At 71.3% G+C, this 15023-nt stretch carries 17 protein-coding genes; 13 read left to right on the top strand and 4 right to left on the bottom strand.

Annotation, left to right across the window (positions count from 1 at the left end):
- The first annotated feature begins 35 nt into the window (after window positions 1-35).
- The 8 genes from O7624_RS16255 (at window position 36) to O7624_RS16220 (ending at window position 7940) form a co-directional block, all read left to right on the top strand.
- Window positions 36-1259, top strand: a complete 1224-nt coding sequence (locus O7624_RS16255; RefSeq protein ID WP_282236389.1) for an LCP family protein — start codon at window positions 36-38, stop codon at window positions 1257-1259.
- A gap of 171 nt (window positions 1260-1430) precedes the next feature.
- Entirely contained in the window at window positions 1431-2618 is a 1188-nt protein-coding gene (locus O7624_RS16250; protein WP_282236388.1) for an LCP family protein, read from the top strand.
- A gap of 196 nt (window positions 2619-2814) precedes the next feature.
- Window positions 2815-3753 (top strand): LCP family protein, encoded by a 939-nt coding sequence (locus O7624_RS16245; RefSeq protein WP_282236387.1) that lies wholly within the window; start codon window positions 2815-2817, stop codon window positions 3751-3753.
- A gap of 80 nt (window positions 3754-3833) precedes the next feature.
- Entirely contained in the window at window positions 3834-4169 is a 336-nt protein-coding gene (locus O7624_RS16240; RefSeq protein WP_093410808.1) for a rhodanese-like domain-containing protein, read from the top strand.
- Between the two features lie 10 nt (window positions 4170-4179).
- A complete protein-coding gene (locus tag O7624_RS16235; RefSeq protein WP_282236386.1) occupies window positions 4180-4971 on the top strand; it encodes a glycerophosphodiester phosphodiesterase family protein in 792 nt (263 codons plus the stop codon).
- A gap of 60 nt (window positions 4972-5031) precedes the next feature.
- Complete coding sequence (locus O7624_RS16230) at window positions 5032-6489, top strand: ATP-binding protein (RefSeq protein WP_282236385.1); 1458 nt, start codon at window positions 5032-5034, stop codon at window positions 6487-6489.
- 66 nt (window positions 6490-6555) lie between these two features.
- The gene (locus O7624_RS16225) at window positions 6556-6969 is read left to right on the top strand and encodes an ATP-binding protein (RefSeq protein ID WP_282240652.1); all 414 of its coding nucleotides are present in this window, start codon (window positions 6556-6558) and stop codon (window positions 6967-6969) included.
- Between the two features lie 86 nt (window positions 6970-7055).
- A complete protein-coding gene (locus O7624_RS16220; protein WP_282236384.1) occupies window positions 7056-7940 on the top strand; it encodes a DUF5926 family protein in 885 nt (294 codons plus the stop codon).
- Between the two features lie 51 nt (window positions 7941-7991).
- Here O7624_RS16220 and O7624_RS16215 read toward each other — a convergent pair whose 3' ends face one another.
- Window positions 7992-9209: an arginine deiminase gene (locus O7624_RS16215; protein ID WP_282236383.1), complete on the bottom strand. Its 1218-nt coding sequence runs from the start codon at window positions 9207-9209 to the stop codon at window positions 7992-7994.
- Window positions 9210-9372: 163 nt separating this feature from the next.
- On the opposite strand from O7624_RS16215, the gene O7624_RS16210 reads away from it, so the two are divergent.
- The 4 genes from O7624_RS16210 (at window position 9373) to pheA (ending at window position 12390) form a co-directional block, all read left to right on the top strand.
- Window positions 9373-10113, top strand: a complete 741-nt coding sequence (locus O7624_RS16210; RefSeq protein WP_093410820.1) for a hypothetical protein — start codon at window positions 9373-9375, stop codon at window positions 10111-10113.
- Between the two features lie 167 nt (window positions 10114-10280).
- Complete coding sequence (locus O7624_RS16205) at window positions 10281-10739, top strand: PAS domain-containing protein (protein ID WP_093410823.1); 459 nt, start codon at window positions 10281-10283, stop codon at window positions 10737-10739.
- A gap of 184 nt (window positions 10740-10923) precedes the next feature.
- Window positions 10924-11424 carry a hypothetical protein gene (locus tag O7624_RS16200; RefSeq protein WP_282240651.1) on the top strand — a complete coding sequence of 167 codons (501 nt, stop codon included), beginning with the start codon at window positions 10924-10926 and terminating at the stop codon, window positions 11422-11424.
- A gap of 9 nt (window positions 11425-11433) precedes the next feature.
- On the top strand, window positions 11434-12390 hold the full coding sequence (gene pheA, locus O7624_RS16195; protein ID WP_282236382.1) for a prephenate dehydratase: 957 nt from the start codon (window positions 11434-11436) through the stop codon (window positions 12388-12390).
- Window positions 12391-12456: 66 nt separating this feature from the next.
- On the opposite strand, the gene O7624_RS16190 is transcribed toward pheA, so the two are convergent.
- The 3 genes from O7624_RS16190 to O7624_RS16180 all read right to left on the bottom strand — a co-directional run bounded on the left by O7624_RS16190 (window position 12457) and on the right by O7624_RS16180 (window position 14153).
- Window positions 12457-13173 carry an AIM24 family protein gene (locus O7624_RS16190; protein ID WP_093410827.1) on the bottom strand — a complete coding sequence of 239 codons (717 nt, stop codon included), beginning with the start codon at window positions 13171-13173 and terminating at the stop codon, window positions 12457-12459.
- A gap of 67 nt (window positions 13174-13240) precedes the next feature.
- A complete protein-coding gene (locus tag O7624_RS16185) occupies window positions 13241-13579 on the bottom strand; it encodes a metallopeptidase family protein (protein WP_170863629.1) in 339 nt (112 codons plus the stop codon).
- A 142-nt stretch (window positions 13580-13721) separates the two neighbouring features.
- Window positions 13722-14153, bottom strand: coding sequence for an OsmC family protein (locus O7624_RS16180; RefSeq protein ID WP_093410831.1), 432 nt, complete (start codon window positions 14151-14153; stop codon window positions 13722-13724).
- A 155-nt stretch (window positions 14154-14308) separates the two neighbouring features.
- On the opposite strand from O7624_RS16180, the gene O7624_RS16175 reads away from it, so the two are divergent.
- Entirely contained in the window at window positions 14309-15022 is a 714-nt protein-coding gene (locus O7624_RS16175) for a hypothetical protein (RefSeq protein ID WP_282236381.1), read from the top strand.
- The last annotated feature ends 1 nt before the right edge of the window (window position 15023 follow it).

The following is a 15023-nucleotide window of genomic DNA, read 5'->3' as shown; positions in this document are numbered from 1 at the left end:
GACGGGACTGGCTCGTGCTGCGTACATTGAGTTACATGTCAGCAGCCATTCCCGCCGCGCTACCGGCCCTCCGCCTGCACCGCAGCGCCGGCCGGGCAGCGGTGCCGGGCCCGGGACGCGGAAGCCGGGCCAACCCGCCGGCCGACACCCGGTGGCACCCGGCGTACGACGATGAGCCGAGCCCGGCCGGCGGCGCGGGAGGACCACGCGGTCCGCTGGGTCCGGGCGGGCCCGGCGGCGGTCCGTCACCGCGGCGGCGACCGCACTGGCGTCGTATCGCGCTGGTGGCCGGGGTCGCCGTGCTGGTGCTGGCCCTGATCGGCGGCGCGGGAGCCTGGTTCTACGCCCGCAGCCTCGACAACAACATGGCGCGGACCGACCCGTTCTCGGAGATCACCGGTGACCGGCCGCCGAAGGCGGTCAACGGCGCGCTGAACATCCTGATGGTGGGCACCGACTCGCGGGATCCGGACGCGCCGATGGACCGGGCCGGCGAGTGGCGGGCCGACACGATCATCGTCATGCACATCCCCGCCGACCACAAGCAGGCGTACCTCGTCTCCATCCCGCGGGATCTCTACGTGCCGATCCCGGAGAGCGCCGGGGCCGGATGTGAGACGGGCCAACGGCGCAAGATCAACGCCGCCTTCGCGTTCGGCGGACTGCCCCTGGCGGTACGCACTGTCGAGTGCTTCACCGACGTGCACATCGATCACGTGATGGCCATCGACTTCGCCGGGTTCAAGCAGGTCACTGACGCCCTCGGCGGGGTGGACCTGGAGGTGGAGCGGACCATCACCTCGATCCACAAGCCGTACCGGAAGTTCACCAAGGGCACCAACCACATGAACGGCACCGAGGCCCTGGACTGGATCCGCCAGCGCAAGCAGTTCCCGGACGGCGACTTCGCCCGGATGCGCCACCAGCAGGATTTCCTGCGGGCGCTGATGGACAAGGCGGCCAGCTCGGGCACGCTTACCAACCCGAAGAAGCTCAACGCCTTCCTTCAGTCGGTCACCGAAGCGGTCACCGTCGACCAGGGTTTCTCGCTCACCGACATGGCGGTGCAGTTCCGCAACCTGCGCGGCGAGAACCTGACCTTCGTCACCAGCCCGCACCTGGGCAGCCAGACCATCAACGGCGAGTCGGTGGTCGTCTCGGACCGGGAGAAGGCGCTGACCATGTACCGGGCGATGGCCGCGGACACGATGGCCGACTGGATGCAGGCCAACAAGCAGCCGACCAACGGCAACGGCTGAGCACCAGCGACTACCGGAACGGCCGATCGTCCACTTAGTTGTGGACGATCGGCCATTCCAGCAGGATGACGCGGCGGAGAACGTGAACTGGACACCACACGAACTCGCCAGCACCGGAATGCGAACGTAAAGTGTTCCCGCCCCCTTCTGCGTACACGAGCTGGAGCACGCATGCCGGTTCACAGCCCCTCCCTGCTTGAGCCGCCGCGTGCGTCCGCCGCCCCGCCGACCCGCACGAACGAGGGTCCCGGCAAGTCCGGCAAGAAGCGCACCCGGCGCAAGGACCCGCTCTGGGCCCGGCTCACCGTGATCTTCGGTGCCGCGCTGATGATGACCAGCGGTGTGGCGATCGTCGGCAGCAAGGCGCTGATCAGTCAGGCCACCGGCAGCATTTCCCAGCGCAACCTGCTCGGTGAGGCCGGTAAGACCTCCGCGGAGGGTGGGGCCGATCTCAAGGGTCCGATCGACATGCTGCTGCTGGGGGTCGACGCCCGGGAGCGGTGGGCGGCGGACGACGTACGCGCGGACAGCATCATCGTGCTGCACATCCCGGCCACCCACGACCAGGCGTACCTGATCTCGATCCCGCGGGACACCGAGGCGCGGATCCCGGCGTTCGAGAAGACCGGTTACCCGGGCGGCGTCGGCAAGATCAACGGCGCTTTCCAGGCCGGTGCCCAGAACGGCGGCGGCTGGGAGGGCGGCGCCCAGTTGATGGCGCAGACCATCAAGGGCATGACCGGGGTCAGCTTCGACGGTGCGGCGATCATCAACTTCGGCGGCTTCAAGAACGTCATCGACGCCCTCGGCTCGGTGCGCATCTGCCCGAAGCAGGAGGTCACCTCGATCCACATGTCGTACGTCGACGGCAAGCCGATGTGGAACGCGGACGCCAAGAAGACCGGCAAGTCGCGTACCCCGGTGGTGCACAAGAAGGGCTGCCAGGAGATGGAGGGCTGGGCGGCCCTGGACTTCTCCCGCCAGCGGTACGGCCTCAAGAACAGCGACTACGACCGCCAGCAGAACCAGCAGCAGCTGATCAAGGCGATGGCCAAGAAGGCCACCCAGAACGGGAGCCTGACCAACCCGGTGAAGCTGAACGAGCTGATCAAGGCGGCCGGCAAGGCGTTCATCCTGGACACCGGTGGCGTGCCGGTGGAGGATTTCGTCTTCACCATGCGCGGAGTGACCGGCAACGAGCTGATCATGCTGAAGACCAACGGCGGCACGTACAACGCCAAGGGCAACGGCACCGAGGCGCTCAGCGAGCAGACCCTGGACATGTTCCAGGCGGTCCGGAAGGACAAGCTCGCCGAGTTCGTCTTCTACAACCCCGAGGTGATCTCTTCACGGAAGTGACGGGTGGGGCAGCGCGATAGCCGAAACCACCGTCACTCTTCGTGACACTTCCGTAGCCTGATGTGAGTCAGATTCACGTCAGGTTCGCGGGAGGAACGTCACGGCCAGGAGGCGTACGAGCGGAGAGCGGGCACCGGGCGCGCGTACCCGGCGACCGCGGTGGCCTCGCGTACTGCTCGGTATCGGGCTGGCGGCGATGCTGCTGGCCACGGTCGCGGTGGTCGGGCTCCGGATGCTGACCGACCGGTACGAGAGCACCATGACCCGGGCGGAGCTGCTCGACCCGAGCGCCCGCGCCGACCGTACCGACCTGGACGGCCCGCTCAACTACCTGCTCGTCGGCTCGGACCGCCGGCCCGGTGACGCCGGCTCCGAGCAGCGCACCGACACCATCCTGATCGTGCACGTGCCGCCCGGGCTACGCGAGGGCTATCTGGTCTCCGTGCCGCGCGACCTGCTGGTGACGATCCCGCCGGGCGGCGGCTACCCCGGCGGTGAGGACAAGATCAATACGGCGTACGAGTACGGTGGCGGCGGCCGGCCCGGTGCGCACCTGCTCTCGGCCACCCTGACCGGGCTCACCGGCATCCGCTTCGACGGCGCCGCACTCGTCGACTTCGCCGGTCTCCGGAACGTGATCGACCTGCTCGGCGGGGTCGACATGTGCGTACGCGACGAGGTGAAGTCGATCCACACCGACCGGGTCTTCCGTCCCGGCTGCCAGCGGATGGACGGCGACCAGGCGCTTGACTACGTGCGCCAGCGCTACGACCTGCCGGGCGGCGACTACGACCGGCAGACCCACCAGCAACAGCTGTTGGGGGCGATGCTGGCGCAGGCCGGTGAGACCCGACTCCGCACCGACCCGGTACGGCTGCACCGGCTGATCGGGGCCGTCGGCGGCTCCCTGACCCTGGACACCAACGGCGTGCCGGTGGAGGACCTGCTGCTCGCGCTGCACGGACTGGCCACCGACGGGCTACGGGGCGTGCAGGTACCGTCCTACCCCCAGATGATCGACCAGGTGTCCTACGTCCGGCTCGACGACGAGGGTGACGGACTGTTCGAGGCGGTGCGCGGCAGCCGGATGTCGGAGTGGGCCGGTGCGCATCCACGCTGGGTGACCCGGCTCTGACCCGCCCGATGGCCGGGCCCGCCGGGGCAACGCCGTCCGGTCGCGGGCCGCCGCCCGACGAGGTTCTAGGCTTGGTACCCGTGTTCGGACCTCAGATACCCACCGTGACCGTTCCCGAGATCAACGATCAGACGTACCTGCTCGACGTCCGGGAGGACGACGAGTGGCGCGCCGGTCACGCCCCGGGCGCCCACCACCTGCCGATGATGGAACTACCGGCCCGGCTGGCCGAGGTGCCGACCGACCGGGACGTGGCCGTCATCTGCCGCTCCGGCGGTCGCTCCGCTCAGGTCGTCGCGTATCTGCTGCGTAACGGCTGGGAGCAGGTGAGCAACGTCGCCGGCGGGATGGACGACTGGGCGGCGGCCGGTCGACCGGTGGTCGGCTCGGACGGGCAGCCGGGCCGGGTCCTGTAGGAAGCGAGCCGTGGACGGACCCCTCGTCTTCGCCCACCGTGGCGCCTCGTACGACCTGCCCGAGCACACCCTCGCCGCCTATCTGCGCGCTCTCGACGAGGGTGCCGACGGGCTGGAGTGCGACGTCCGGTTGACCCGCGACGGGCACCTCGTCTGCGTACACGACCGGCGGCTGGACCGGACCAGCAACGGCCGGGGTCTGGTCAGTGCCCGGACGCTCGCCGAGTTGGAGCAGTTGGATTTCGGTTCCTGGCATCCAGGAGGTGTTCCGGCCAACGGCGACGAGGTGCTCGACGATTCGCACACCCGACTGCTCACCCTCGAACGGCTGCTGACGGCGGTGCTGGCCGCCGGTCGGCCCGTCCGGCTGCTGGTGGAGACCAAACATCCGTCCCGCTACGGCGGCAACGTGGAGCGGCGGCTGGTCGCCCTGCTGCGCCGGTACGGTCTGGTCGACCCGCACCCGGACGCACTCGTACGGGTCACCGTGATGTCGTTCTCCCCGCTGGCGGTACGCCGGATCCGGGCACTGGCCCCCGCGCTACCGACCGTGCTCCTGCTGGAGGTGCTGCCTCGCTGGTTGCCCATGGGGCGGCTGCCGTTCGGTGCCGGCATCGCCGGACCGGGGATCGCGCTGGTCCGCGCCCGTCCCGCCCTGGTGCCGGCGCTGCGGGCAGCCGGCAACCAGGTCTACGTCTGGACCGTGAACGAGCCGGCCGACCTCGACCTCGTGCTGGCGGCGGGGGTGGACGGCGTGATCACCGACCGCCCGGCGCAGACTCTCGCCCGGTTGCACAGGTAGTCAGAGCCTGAGGCCGCTCGGGGGTGCCCGGGAACGCGGACGGCAGGCAGACTCGGGGTCATGCCGGACCGCACCGACTACTCCGCTCTCATCGCCGGGCACACAGCCGTCATCGAGATGATCAACTCCGGTGACGCGGGTCTGCCGGTGCTGACCCAGCTGCTCCGGGTGGCCCAGCCGGCACTCGGTGCCGCCGGGATGGCGTTCGTGGAGTTCGCGCCCAGCGGCGGCCGGGTGATCGCCGCCACCGGCGCCGCCGAGTGGACCGTCGGCCGGCCGCTGCCGGCCAACGATCCGGTCACCAGCTGCCTGCTCGCCGGCCCCCGGGTGCAGTGCGTCCGAACCGACCAGTTCACCAACCCGCTCACCAGCGAGCTGGCCCAGCGCGGCCTGCGGCGGATGGTCGTCTCCCGGGCCGAGATCGCTGGCCACACCGTCGGCAGCCTGCACGCCCTCTACCTCGCTGGCGACGAGGAACCCACAGCCGAGCACCGTGGCGTGGTCGGTTACCTCGGCTCCTGCATCGCCCACATGTACGGCGATCAGAGCGGCCTGCCGGTGCACGGCGACGGTCCGGTGGTCGCGGCGCTCGCCGACGGTCTGGCCGTGGTGGACCGGGACGCCACGGTCCGGCTCTGGAATCCGGCCGCCGCGCAGGTGACCGGCCGGTCCACCGCGGAGGCGATCAACCAGCCGCTGCCCTTTCCGCTCCCGCCCTCCGGGCAGGTCCTCGATCATCGCCTGCCGAGCGGGCGCTGGCTGCGGATCACCTCGGGTGAGCTGCCGGGCCCCGGCACCCTGCGGGTGGTGAGCTTCCGGGACACCACCGACCAGCAGCGGCACGACCACGAGCGGGATCTCTTCGTCGCGGTCACCAGCCACGAGTTGCGCACCCCGGTCACGGTCATCAAGGGCTACGCGGACACCCTCACCGACCACTGGGAGTCGCTGAGCGATACCGACCGGCGGCAGGCGGCCCGGGTGATCGGCCAGCGGGCCAACGAACTGGCCCGGCTGCTCGACCGGCTGCTCGCCTCAGCGGCCGAGGCGTGGCCGGGCGACGGGCCGCCAGCGCCCTTCGACCTCACCGAGACGCTCCGGGTCGCGATCGCCGACCTGCCCACGGACCTGCGGCGGCGGATCACCCTTGAAGTGCCGGCCGAGCTGCCCAGGGCGATCGGCCATCGGCAGAGCCTGGCCACCGTGCTCACCGAACTCGTCACAAACGCCGGAAAGTACTCCCCGCCCGACTCCCCGATCGACGTCGCCGCCGGCGCCGACGGCCAGACCGTCTGCTTCCGGGTCAGTGACCGGGGCATCGGCGTACGCCCGGAGCACGTGGAACGGGCCTTCGACCGGTTCTGGCAGGGCGACTCCGGCGACCGACGTCGCTATCCCGGCACCGGTCTCGGCCTCTATCTCGTGCGCCGGATCGTTGAACAACAGAATGGGTGGGTATTCCTTCGCCCGAGAAATGGTGGGGGTACGGTCGCAGAGGTGCGGCTGCCCCGCAGGTGACAGTGGGGGTCACGGGGCGAAAGAGGGGCAGAGGTGGCGACGACAGCTGTCGAACGGGCGTGGTGCGTGGTGGTGCCGCACCATGCCAGTGGGGCGCGGATCGCCCGGCACCGGCTCGCCGCCGAGCTGGCCGGCAGCGTCTCCCCGGCGATGCTGGCGGATCTGGTAGCGGTCCTGGCCGAGCTGGTGGGTAACGCGGTCCGGCATGCCGACCCGCTGCCGGGCGGCGTGGTCCGGGTCGCCTGGCGGCTGCGCCACGCTCCCGAGGGGCCGCAGCTCCGGCTGCGGGTCACCGACGGCGGCGCGTCGGGTGGCCCGCGGATCCGCCCGCCGGACCCGAACGCGGCCGACGGTCGGGGCCTGCACATCGTCTCCGGCCTGGCGACCAGTTGGGGCGTGGAGCGCGACGGTCTCGGTCAGAGCGTCTGGGCCGACTTCGAACCGGTCGCCGACCAGACGGCGTTGGTGACCTCCGGCTGAGCCGGTCGGTCGACCGGTTGTCGGGTCCGGCCCCACCCTCCACCAGAGGGCTCCGGCGCCTGTGTCACCCGCTAGGCTGTGTCGCCGTGAGCAAGCGTCGAAAGAACCAGCGGGCCGCCGCTGCGTCCGGCAAGCGGGAACGGGTCCGGGACGTCTTCGTGCCCCGGCCCTTCGAGGGGCTGGTGGACGAGCCCGAGTGGATCGCCCTGCGGGAGCTGGTGCCAGCCGCTTCCGCGCCGCTGCGGCTCGCCCCGGCGCTCATCGAGGAGCACGGCGACCGGCCGGTGACGCTGGCCACCGTGCTGCCGATGGCCGCCCCCGCGATGAGCCGGGAGGACGGCCACATCTTCATCGGGCTCCAGCGTCATCTCCAGTCCGGTGACGTCTCCCGTGACCTGGCCGAATCGCTGCTCTGCGCACTGCGTACCGCCCCCGGCGCCCAGGTCGCGGTGCCGCCGCTGCCCGGCCCCGGTTCCCGGTTGCAGGACATCCTGGTCGACGGGCCGTTGGAGATCAGCCTGCACGAGGGGTTCGAGTTCTGGCTGGCCCCCGCGGCCGCCGAGGACCCGACCGTGCGGGCTTCCCTGGAGCGGGCCAACGCGGCGATCTATCCCACCGTGCGACTGGCCGCCGCGCGTGCCGCGTACTGGTGCCAGGTGACGGACAAGGCCCACGTCCGCTGGGTGCTGCCCGAGGCCGAGGAGGCCGCCCTGGACGCGCTCGCCCGGCTCGGCGCGGCCGGCTCGCTCACCCTCGGCGACCAGACCCGGTTCGCCGGCATGTTCCGGGCCCACGGGCGGCTGGTGCCGGTCTGGGACCTGCCCGAGGAGATCCCGGCCGGTGACTGGGAGCAGCCGGTCGCCGATTTCGCCAAGCGCTACGCCGACGCCCTGGCCGAGACCGGCCCGCTCGACGCCGACGCCCGCCGGTCCCGCCAGGGGCTGCTCGGCCGCCAGCTCACCCTGCGCTGACCGCGACCCCGACTGTTGATTCGCCCGCCGGGCACCTGCTCCACCCGGCCGTCAGGAAGGTGCCCTGCCCGGCTCCCGCAGCAGTGGGCAGGACATGCAGCGGGGGCCGCCGCGCCCCGAGCCCAGCTCCGAGCCGGCAATCGGAATGAGTTCGATGCCGGCCCGCTCCAACTGGGCGTTGGTCTCGACGTTGCGCTCGTAGCCGACGCAGAGTCGGGGCGCGAGCGCCAAGGTGTTGTTGCCGTCGTCCCACTGCTCCCGCTCGGCGGTCACCGGGTCGAGCCCGGTGTCGATCACCCGTAGCCGGTCCAGGTCCATCGCGTCGGCAGCGGCCCGCAGGAACGGCGCCGGCCCGTCGACCCGCGGGTCCGCACCGTCGGCACCGGCGATGACGGTGTACGCCGACAGGCTGCTGGCCACGTTCGGGTACATCAGCACCGCGTCGACGTCGACCATCGTGCAGATCGTGTCCAGGTGCATGGTGGCCCGTTCCTGGGCGATCGGTACGACGAGGATGGTGTGCGCCAGCCCGGCCGCGAAGACCCGACGCGCGAGCCGCTCGGCGCCGGCGGGTGTCGTCCGCTCGCCGACCCCGACGGCCAGCACGCCGGGTGCCAGCAGCAGCACGTCCCCACCTTCCAGGGGCTCCAGGCCCGGGCGGTAGACGAACTCGGTGCCGGCGAACCGGGGATGGTGACGGTAGATCGCGTCGGTAAGTGTGGTCTCCCGCCGCCGGGCGGGCATCGCCAGACTCGTCACACCCACCCGGTCGCCGATCCACAGTGACGAGTCGCGGGTGAACAGCAGGTTGGGCAGCGGGTCGATGATGAAGTCGTGGCGGTCCATCAGGGTGTAGACGAGCCCACCCCGGCGGTCCCGGCCGAGCCGCAACTCCTCGTGGGCCAGGCCGGCGACGAGGACACTGGCCAACGCGGCCGGGTCGAGGTACGCCAGATGTGCGGCGACCCACGCGCGCAGGGTGTCGCCGAGCCGGGGCGAGTTGAGCACCTCGTCGGTCAGCTCCGTCCGGGCCTCCGCCACGGCCAGCGTCTCGGTGAGCAGGTCGGTCAGGTAGAGCACCTCGACACCGCGTTCCCGCAGGGCTCCCGCGAAGGCGTCGTGCTCCTCCTGCGCCCGACCCACCCACGGGATCGCGTCGAAGAGCAGCGAATCGTTGTTGCGCGGGGTCAGCCGGGCGAGTTCCGGCCCCGGCCGGTGCAAAAGGACGGTGCCGAGCCGGCCGACCTCACTGTCCACGTGGTGGCTCACCCCCGCAGCGTAGGGCAGGGTTTGGCGGCATCCGGTAAAACAACCGTGGGTGAATATGGCATTCATCCACAGTCATTCCGGCGCTCCGGCTTGCCGACCACCGGGACTGGCAACGTAGGGTAGTGAGAACGTAACTTCGAGGGACCTTTTGCCGGAGGTCGCGATGACTGTCTTCCCCGCACGTCGAGCCGTACCGTCCGCCAGGGCGCTGCCGCCAGTGGCGGTACCGCACCCCCGGGTCGAGTCTCCCGGGGTGGTCGCAGCTCCTCGCCCGTCTCCGTTGGAGTGGGCCCGCCGCCGCCGGGCGGAGCGGGGCGCGCGACGGCTGGAAGCGGCCGGTGCCCGCGCTCTCGGTCAACTCGACCATCTCGGGCCGGCCTGGCACGTCATCGACTGGCCCCGCACCGACGTGGCCGATGCCCTCCTCGACGACCATGCGGACAACCGGGCCGGGTTCCTGGCCATCGGCCCGAGCGGGCTCTTCGCCGTCACCATCGCCGACCACGGCCGGGCCCGCGTCCTGGTCGCCGGTGACGTGGTGCAGATCAACGGCAAGCGCCCGCCCTACGTGGCCGAGGCACGTCGCGACGCCCGACGGGCGAGCAAGGCGCTGACCGCGGCCGTCGGCCACCCGATCCCGGTGACCCCGGTGCTCACCTTCGTGGGCTCCGGGGTGATCAGCGTCTACGGTCTGCCGAAGGACTGCCTCATGGCGACCCACCGGGAACTGGACCGGCTCCTGGTGGCCGGCGGAAACCGGATCAGCCCGGCCACCGCCGAGAAGCTGTCCCGGGTCGCGCAGCACCCCGGCACCTGGGGCGACAGCGGTTACCCGCCGGCTGCGGACTACCGGTGGTACGAGGACGGCCGAATGGCCGCTGACAAGCCGACCGGCCGCCGGTAACGTCAGCGGCGACGCCACGCGGCCGGGCACGGCTCAGCTCCCGCCGGCCCGCGCCGTCGCCGACCGGGCACTGATCAACACCGACGGCACCGTACGCCCAACGCGGTCGGCGGTCGCTGCCGCGACCGGCTAGCGTGGACGTACCGTCGGTGTGCATAGGAGGCTCGGTGGCCCACGTCGAACTCTCGCTCTCGGAAGTGTTCGCGCCCTCCGGGGAGACACCGCCAGAGCCGGAGTGCGACAACATCGGCCGGTGGTCGGCGACGGTCTCCAGCGCCGACGAACCCTGCCTGCTGATCGACGCCGAGACCCGGGTGCTGGCCGTCTCCACCGCCGCTTGCGAGCTGCTCCAACTGGGTGCGCCGGAGGACGTGATCGGCCTGCCGCTGCTCGACGGAGGGCTGCGACTGCTCGACTTCACCGCCTACCGGGGCGAGTTGGCCGAGCCCGAGATCGACAAGATCCCCCCGCTGCTGGCGCTCACCTCCGGCCGACTGGCCCGGGGCCTGCTACGCATCGAGGCGGCCACGGAGGACGCGGCCGATGCGACGGTGGACGCCATCTCCACTCCCGTGGTCGCCGACGGCACAGTGGCCGGCTCCCTCACCTTCTTCTCCGAGGTCTGACTTCCTCCTACCATGGGCTCGGCCACCTGCCATCCAGAGTTCCCGCCCTGAGGACCACCCCGTGCCGCCCACCTCGCCGTTCCCCGTGGACCCCGATCGGCCCACCGCTGGCTCCCGGTCCCCTGCCGGGGTCTTCCTCCGACCGTGCCGGCGGCACGGCCGGCTGATCGGTGTTGCCGTGCTGATGGTGTTGGCCGTCGGATGTGGCGCACCCCCGGAGGTACGGGACAGCGGCGGTCTGCCGACCCTGCCGCCCAGCCGGGCGACGAGCAGCCCCACCAGTTCCGCCACGCCGTCTTTCGGTGCACTTCCGGGTGCCGTGCCGACCACGCCGTCGGCCGACCCGGGACTGGTCGCGGTGGCCTGCCCCGGCGAGCCGTCCGGGAAGCAGATCATCGAGCTGGTACGTGGCCGTCGTGGGCTGCTGCCCGGCAGCGCTCGGGTCAGCGTCCGCAACGGTCCGTTGTGTGCCGCCGACTGGCACCTGACCACCCTCGACGTCTCCGGATACGAACCGCTCCAGGTGGTCAGCCGGGACCGGTCCGGATCTTTGCGCCTGGTGACCGCCGGTACCGACGTGTGCACGGCCGAGGTGCGGGTCGCCAGCCCGGCCGGCATCCAGACCCTGGCCTGTGGCAGTGACGGTGGCGGTCCGTCGGGCCCGTCGCCGACTCCGGGTGCGTAGGCTGAAGGCATGCCGGGAACGCCGCCGACCCGTTTCGTCTACCTCGGGCCCGAGGGCACCTTCGCCGAGCAGGCACTACGCACCGTGCCCGCTGCCGAGCGGGGCAGCCGCACGCCGGCCCGCAGCGTCGGCGAGGCGCTGGAGGCCGTCCGCGCCGCCGAGGCCGACGCGGCTCTGGTGCCGCTGGAGAACTCGATCGGGGGCGCGGTCGGGGTCACCCTCGACGAGTTGGCCGAGGGAGAGCCGCTGGTGATCACCCGGGAGGTGATCCTGCCGGTGGAGTTCGTGCTCGGGGCACGGGCGGGAACCCTGCTGCCGTCGGTGCGCAGCATCGCCGCACACCCGCAGGCGTCCACCCAGTGCCGGGGCTGGCTGCGTACCCACCTGCCCGACGCGGTCGTGGTGGACGTGCTGTCCAACGGAGCGGCGGCGGCCGGCGCGGCAAACGGTGAGTACGACGCGGCCATCTGCGCACCCATCGGCGCGACCCGGCACCGGCTCGCCGTCCTGGCCGACAAGATCGCCGATCATCCCGACGCGGTGACCCGCTTCGCGCTGCTGTCGCGGCCCGGTCCGCCTCCGCCGCCCACCGGCGACGACGTGACGTCGCTCGCCGTCTACATCGCGCACGACCGGGTGGGCGCGCTGCTGTCCGTGCTTATGGAACTGGCGGTCCGGGGCGTCAACCTGACCAGGATCGAGTCCCGACCAACGGGCGAGGCCCTCGGCCGCTACGTCTTCTTCCTCGACTGCACCGGTCACGTCGCGGACGTCCGGCTGGGTGAGGCGTTGCAGGGGTTACGTCGGGTCTGCGCCGACGTACGCTTCCTCGGCTCGTACCCCCGGCACCGTTGGGACGGAGCGGCGCCGGTACGGCCGGTGACCGCCCCGGCGGGCCTCTCCGACGCCGACTACACGGATGCTGCCGCCTGGCTCGCCCGCCTACGCGCGGGCGAGCTGTCCTGAGCGACCCGGGTGCCGCCGGCCGGCGTAGCCGGGCCCCGACTGCGCGCGAGCCCGGCGCGCCGCGGCCTACCGGAACAGGCCGCCGAGCACACCGCCCTGGTCCTGCTGGCCGCTGCCCATGATCGGTGGCTCCTCGGAGGGCTGGACGACGACGAAGCCGTGGCCGGCGAAGCTCATCGTGTACGCCTCACCGGTGGTGCGGCCCAGCAGCGTGCCGAGCCCGATCTGGTCGGCCCGGTGGTAGCCGGTCTGTAGGCTCGCCGACCAGCAGACGGCGGCCTGTGGGTCCACGTAGGTGGGCGCGTCGACGTTGAGCACGACCGGCGTTCCCCGGGTGGTGACGGCGATCCTGCCGTGCCCGGTGAAGACGCAGTTGAACAGGCCGGACGAGGCCATGCCCGCCCCGCCGACCATCTTGATGTCGTAGCGCAGCGTGGCGTCGAAGGCCAGCACGCTGGAGCCGTTGATGGAGAGGGCGTCGCCCGGCTCCAGGTCGATGACGTGCACGTCCTTGGCGAAGTCGGCCAGGAACACGTCGCCGCGTCCGGTGAGCTTCATCAGCGGCACACCCTCGCCGGTGAGCTTCTGCTTGAGGAAGTTGCCCAGCCCACCGGAGCCGAGCGCCTGGAACTGCACCTGCCCCTGGTACGCCACCATCGAACCGACCCGGGCCATCGCCTCACCGTCGAGTTCGATCTTCAACATCTTGGAGTTCTGCAACCGCATGCCGGGTTGCGTCGACTCCTGCTCCAGATTAGCCGCCGAGAACAGCTCGCTGCGCATGGTTCCTCCCGTACTCGCCGTACCTGGCCGAGACGGTAGGGCCAGCCCGCAACCCCGGACGCAGACGTCAACCCCAGCCCAGCTCGTGTAGGCGCGCGTCGTCGATGCCGAAGTGGTGGGCGATCTCGTGCACCACTGTCACGGCTACCTCGTCGACGACGTCCTCGTCGCTGTGGCAGATGCGCAGGATGGGGTTGCGGTAGATGAGGATCCGGTCGGGCAGTACGCCTGCGTAGTCCCAGCCGCGTTCGGTCAGCGCGTGTCCCTCGTACAGGCCGAGCAGATCCTCGCCGGGCGGCGGGTCGTCCTCGACCAGGATCACCACGTTGCTCATCAGCGCCAGCAGTTCCTCCGGAACCTCGTCGAGCGCCTCCCCGACCAGTTCCTCGAACCGCTCCCGCTCCATCTCGACCGCCACGCTCCCATTCTCCCCCACCCCATCCGCGATCTTGCACTTCCGGTCGCCGCAAACCGGCACAGAAGCCGCGTAACGGAGACCGAAAGTGCAAGATCGGCGCGGAATGGGAGTGGAGTGGGCTGGGCGTAGGTCAGGAGGTGAGGCGAGCGGTGAGGGTGATCTCGGCGCCGGGGGAGAGCAGGCGGGAGATCGGGCAGTTCTGCTTGGCGGCCTCGGCCAGCTTGGCGAACTGCGCCTCGTCGATGCCGGGCACCGCACCGACGGTGTCCAGCTCGATCCGGGTCACGGTCATCCCGGCGTCGGTCTTGTCGAGGTGCACCTTGGCGGTGGTCTCCACGGAGGTGGGCGTCGTGCCGGCGTCGGCGAGCGCCTTGGAGAAGGCCATCGAGAAGCAGCCGGCGTGCGCGGCACCGATCAGTTCCTCGGGGTTGGTGCCCTCACCCTCTTCGAAACGGGACTTGAAGGAGTAGTTCCCCTCCAGCCCGCCCTTGCCGGTGCGGATGGTGCCGGACCCCTCGGTGAGGTTGCCCTGCCAGCGTGCGGAAGCGGTACGGATAGGCATGCACCTGACGCTAGTCCACCGAGGGCCGGCAGGCGACCGACCGCCCCCCCGGCCGCGTGGTTGTTCCCCGGCGTCGCGACCCGGCTGTGTCATGATGCGACCCGGACCTCGTGGCGCGGCGGACGCGCGTCCCGGCCATCAGGAGAGGGTGAGTGATGACCCACGACCTCCCCATTCCCCGTCAGGACGACCGCACCGACGGTGCCAGCGTCATCGAGTGGGGGGCGGAGGACGAGTCGCCGGCAACCGGCCGGTTCCGGCGGGCTCTCGGTGGCCTCGGCGGTGACCACCGGGTGCCGGTGCTGCTGGCCGGGCTCGGTGCGGTGGCGGCTCTGGCGTCGCTGCTCGGCGAGTGGTCGACGATCACGATCCCCAACGGCGGGCCGGATCCGGACACCCCGCTACAGGTGACCAGCGGCATCTCCGACCTCGGGCTGGGCTCGGCATACCTGGTCGGGCTGCTCGCGCTCGGTGCCACGGTGGCGCTCGCGGTGCGCGGTACGGACGCGGTCCGGGCGAATGCCCGGGTGGCCGGACTGGCACTCGCCGCGGGTGTGCTCGCGCTGCTGGCGACGACCGCGACGGCACTCGACGACACCCTGGGCCGGGGAATGTACTTGAACCCGGAACTGACCTTCGACGTCGAGTACGGGCGCGGTCTGATCACCGGCTTCGTCGCCGTCGGGCTGTTCGCCGCTGCGCTCCTCCGGACCTCTCCCGGACCGGCCGACGCCCGGCCGGGGTCGGACGGCCCGCGACGGCGCGGCCGACGGCCGTCGATGGACGCGGAGCCGGAGGGGGAACGCCCACCTGCGGACATAACCGTCACACCGACGGTGCCCTTCGCCCGGGAGGCACCGACCGACTGAT

Origin of the sequence: Verrucosispora sp. WMMD1129 (assembly GCF_029581255.1) — a bacterium.
GTDB lineage: Bacteria > Actinomycetota > Actinomycetes > Mycobacteriales > Micromonosporaceae > Micromonospora > Micromonospora sediminimaris.
Note: the sequence above shows the minus strand (reverse complement) of the source record. Positions and strands in the feature narration are given on the sequence as shown.

What these genes read in the sequence shown, in the direction of transcription:
- O7624_RS16255 (WP_282236389.1), top strand. Translation starts at nt 36, where the DNA reads ATGTCAGCAGCCATTCCCGCCGCGCTACCGGCCCTCCGCCTGCACCGC.
- O7624_RS16250 (WP_282236388.1), top strand. Translation starts at nt 1,431, where the DNA reads ATGCCGGTTCACAGCCCCTCCCTGCTTGAGCCGCCGCGTGCGTCCGCC.
- O7624_RS16245 (WP_282236387.1), top strand. Translation starts at nt 2,815, where the DNA reads ATGCTGCTGGCCACGGTCGCGGTGGTCGGGCTCCGGATGCTGACCGAC.
- O7624_RS16230 (WP_282236385.1), top strand. Translation starts at nt 5,032, where the DNA reads ATGCCGGACCGCACCGACTACTCCGCTCTCATCGCCGGGCACACAGCC.
- O7624_RS16210 (WP_093410820.1), top strand. Translation starts at nt 9,373, where the DNA reads ATGACTGTCTTCCCCGCACGTCGAGCCGTACCGTCCGCCAGGGCGCTG.
- O7624_RS16200 (WP_282240651.1), top strand. Translation starts at nt 10,924, where the DNA reads ATGGTGTTGGCCGTCGGATGTGGCGCACCCCCGGAGGTACGGGACAGC.
- pheA (WP_282236382.1), top strand. Translation starts at nt 11,434, where the DNA reads ATGCCGGGAACGCCGCCGACCCGTTTCGTCTACCTCGGGCCCGAGGGC.
- O7624_RS16190 (WP_093410827.1), bottom strand. Translation starts at nt 13,173, where the DNA reads ATGCGCAGCGAGCTGTTCTCGGCGGCTAATCTGGAGCAGGAGTCGACG.
- O7624_RS16185 (WP_170863629.1), bottom strand. Translation starts at nt 13,579, where the DNA reads ATGGAGCGGGAGCGGTTCGAGGAACTGGTCGGGGAGGCGCTCGACGAG.
- O7624_RS16180 (WP_093410831.1), bottom strand. Translation starts at nt 14,153, where the DNA reads ATGCCTATCCGTACCGCTTCCGCACGCTGGCAGGGCAACCTCACCGAG.
- O7624_RS16175 (WP_282236381.1), top strand. Translation starts at nt 14,309, where the DNA reads ATGACCCACGACCTCCCCATTCCCCGTCAGGACGACCGCACCGACGGT.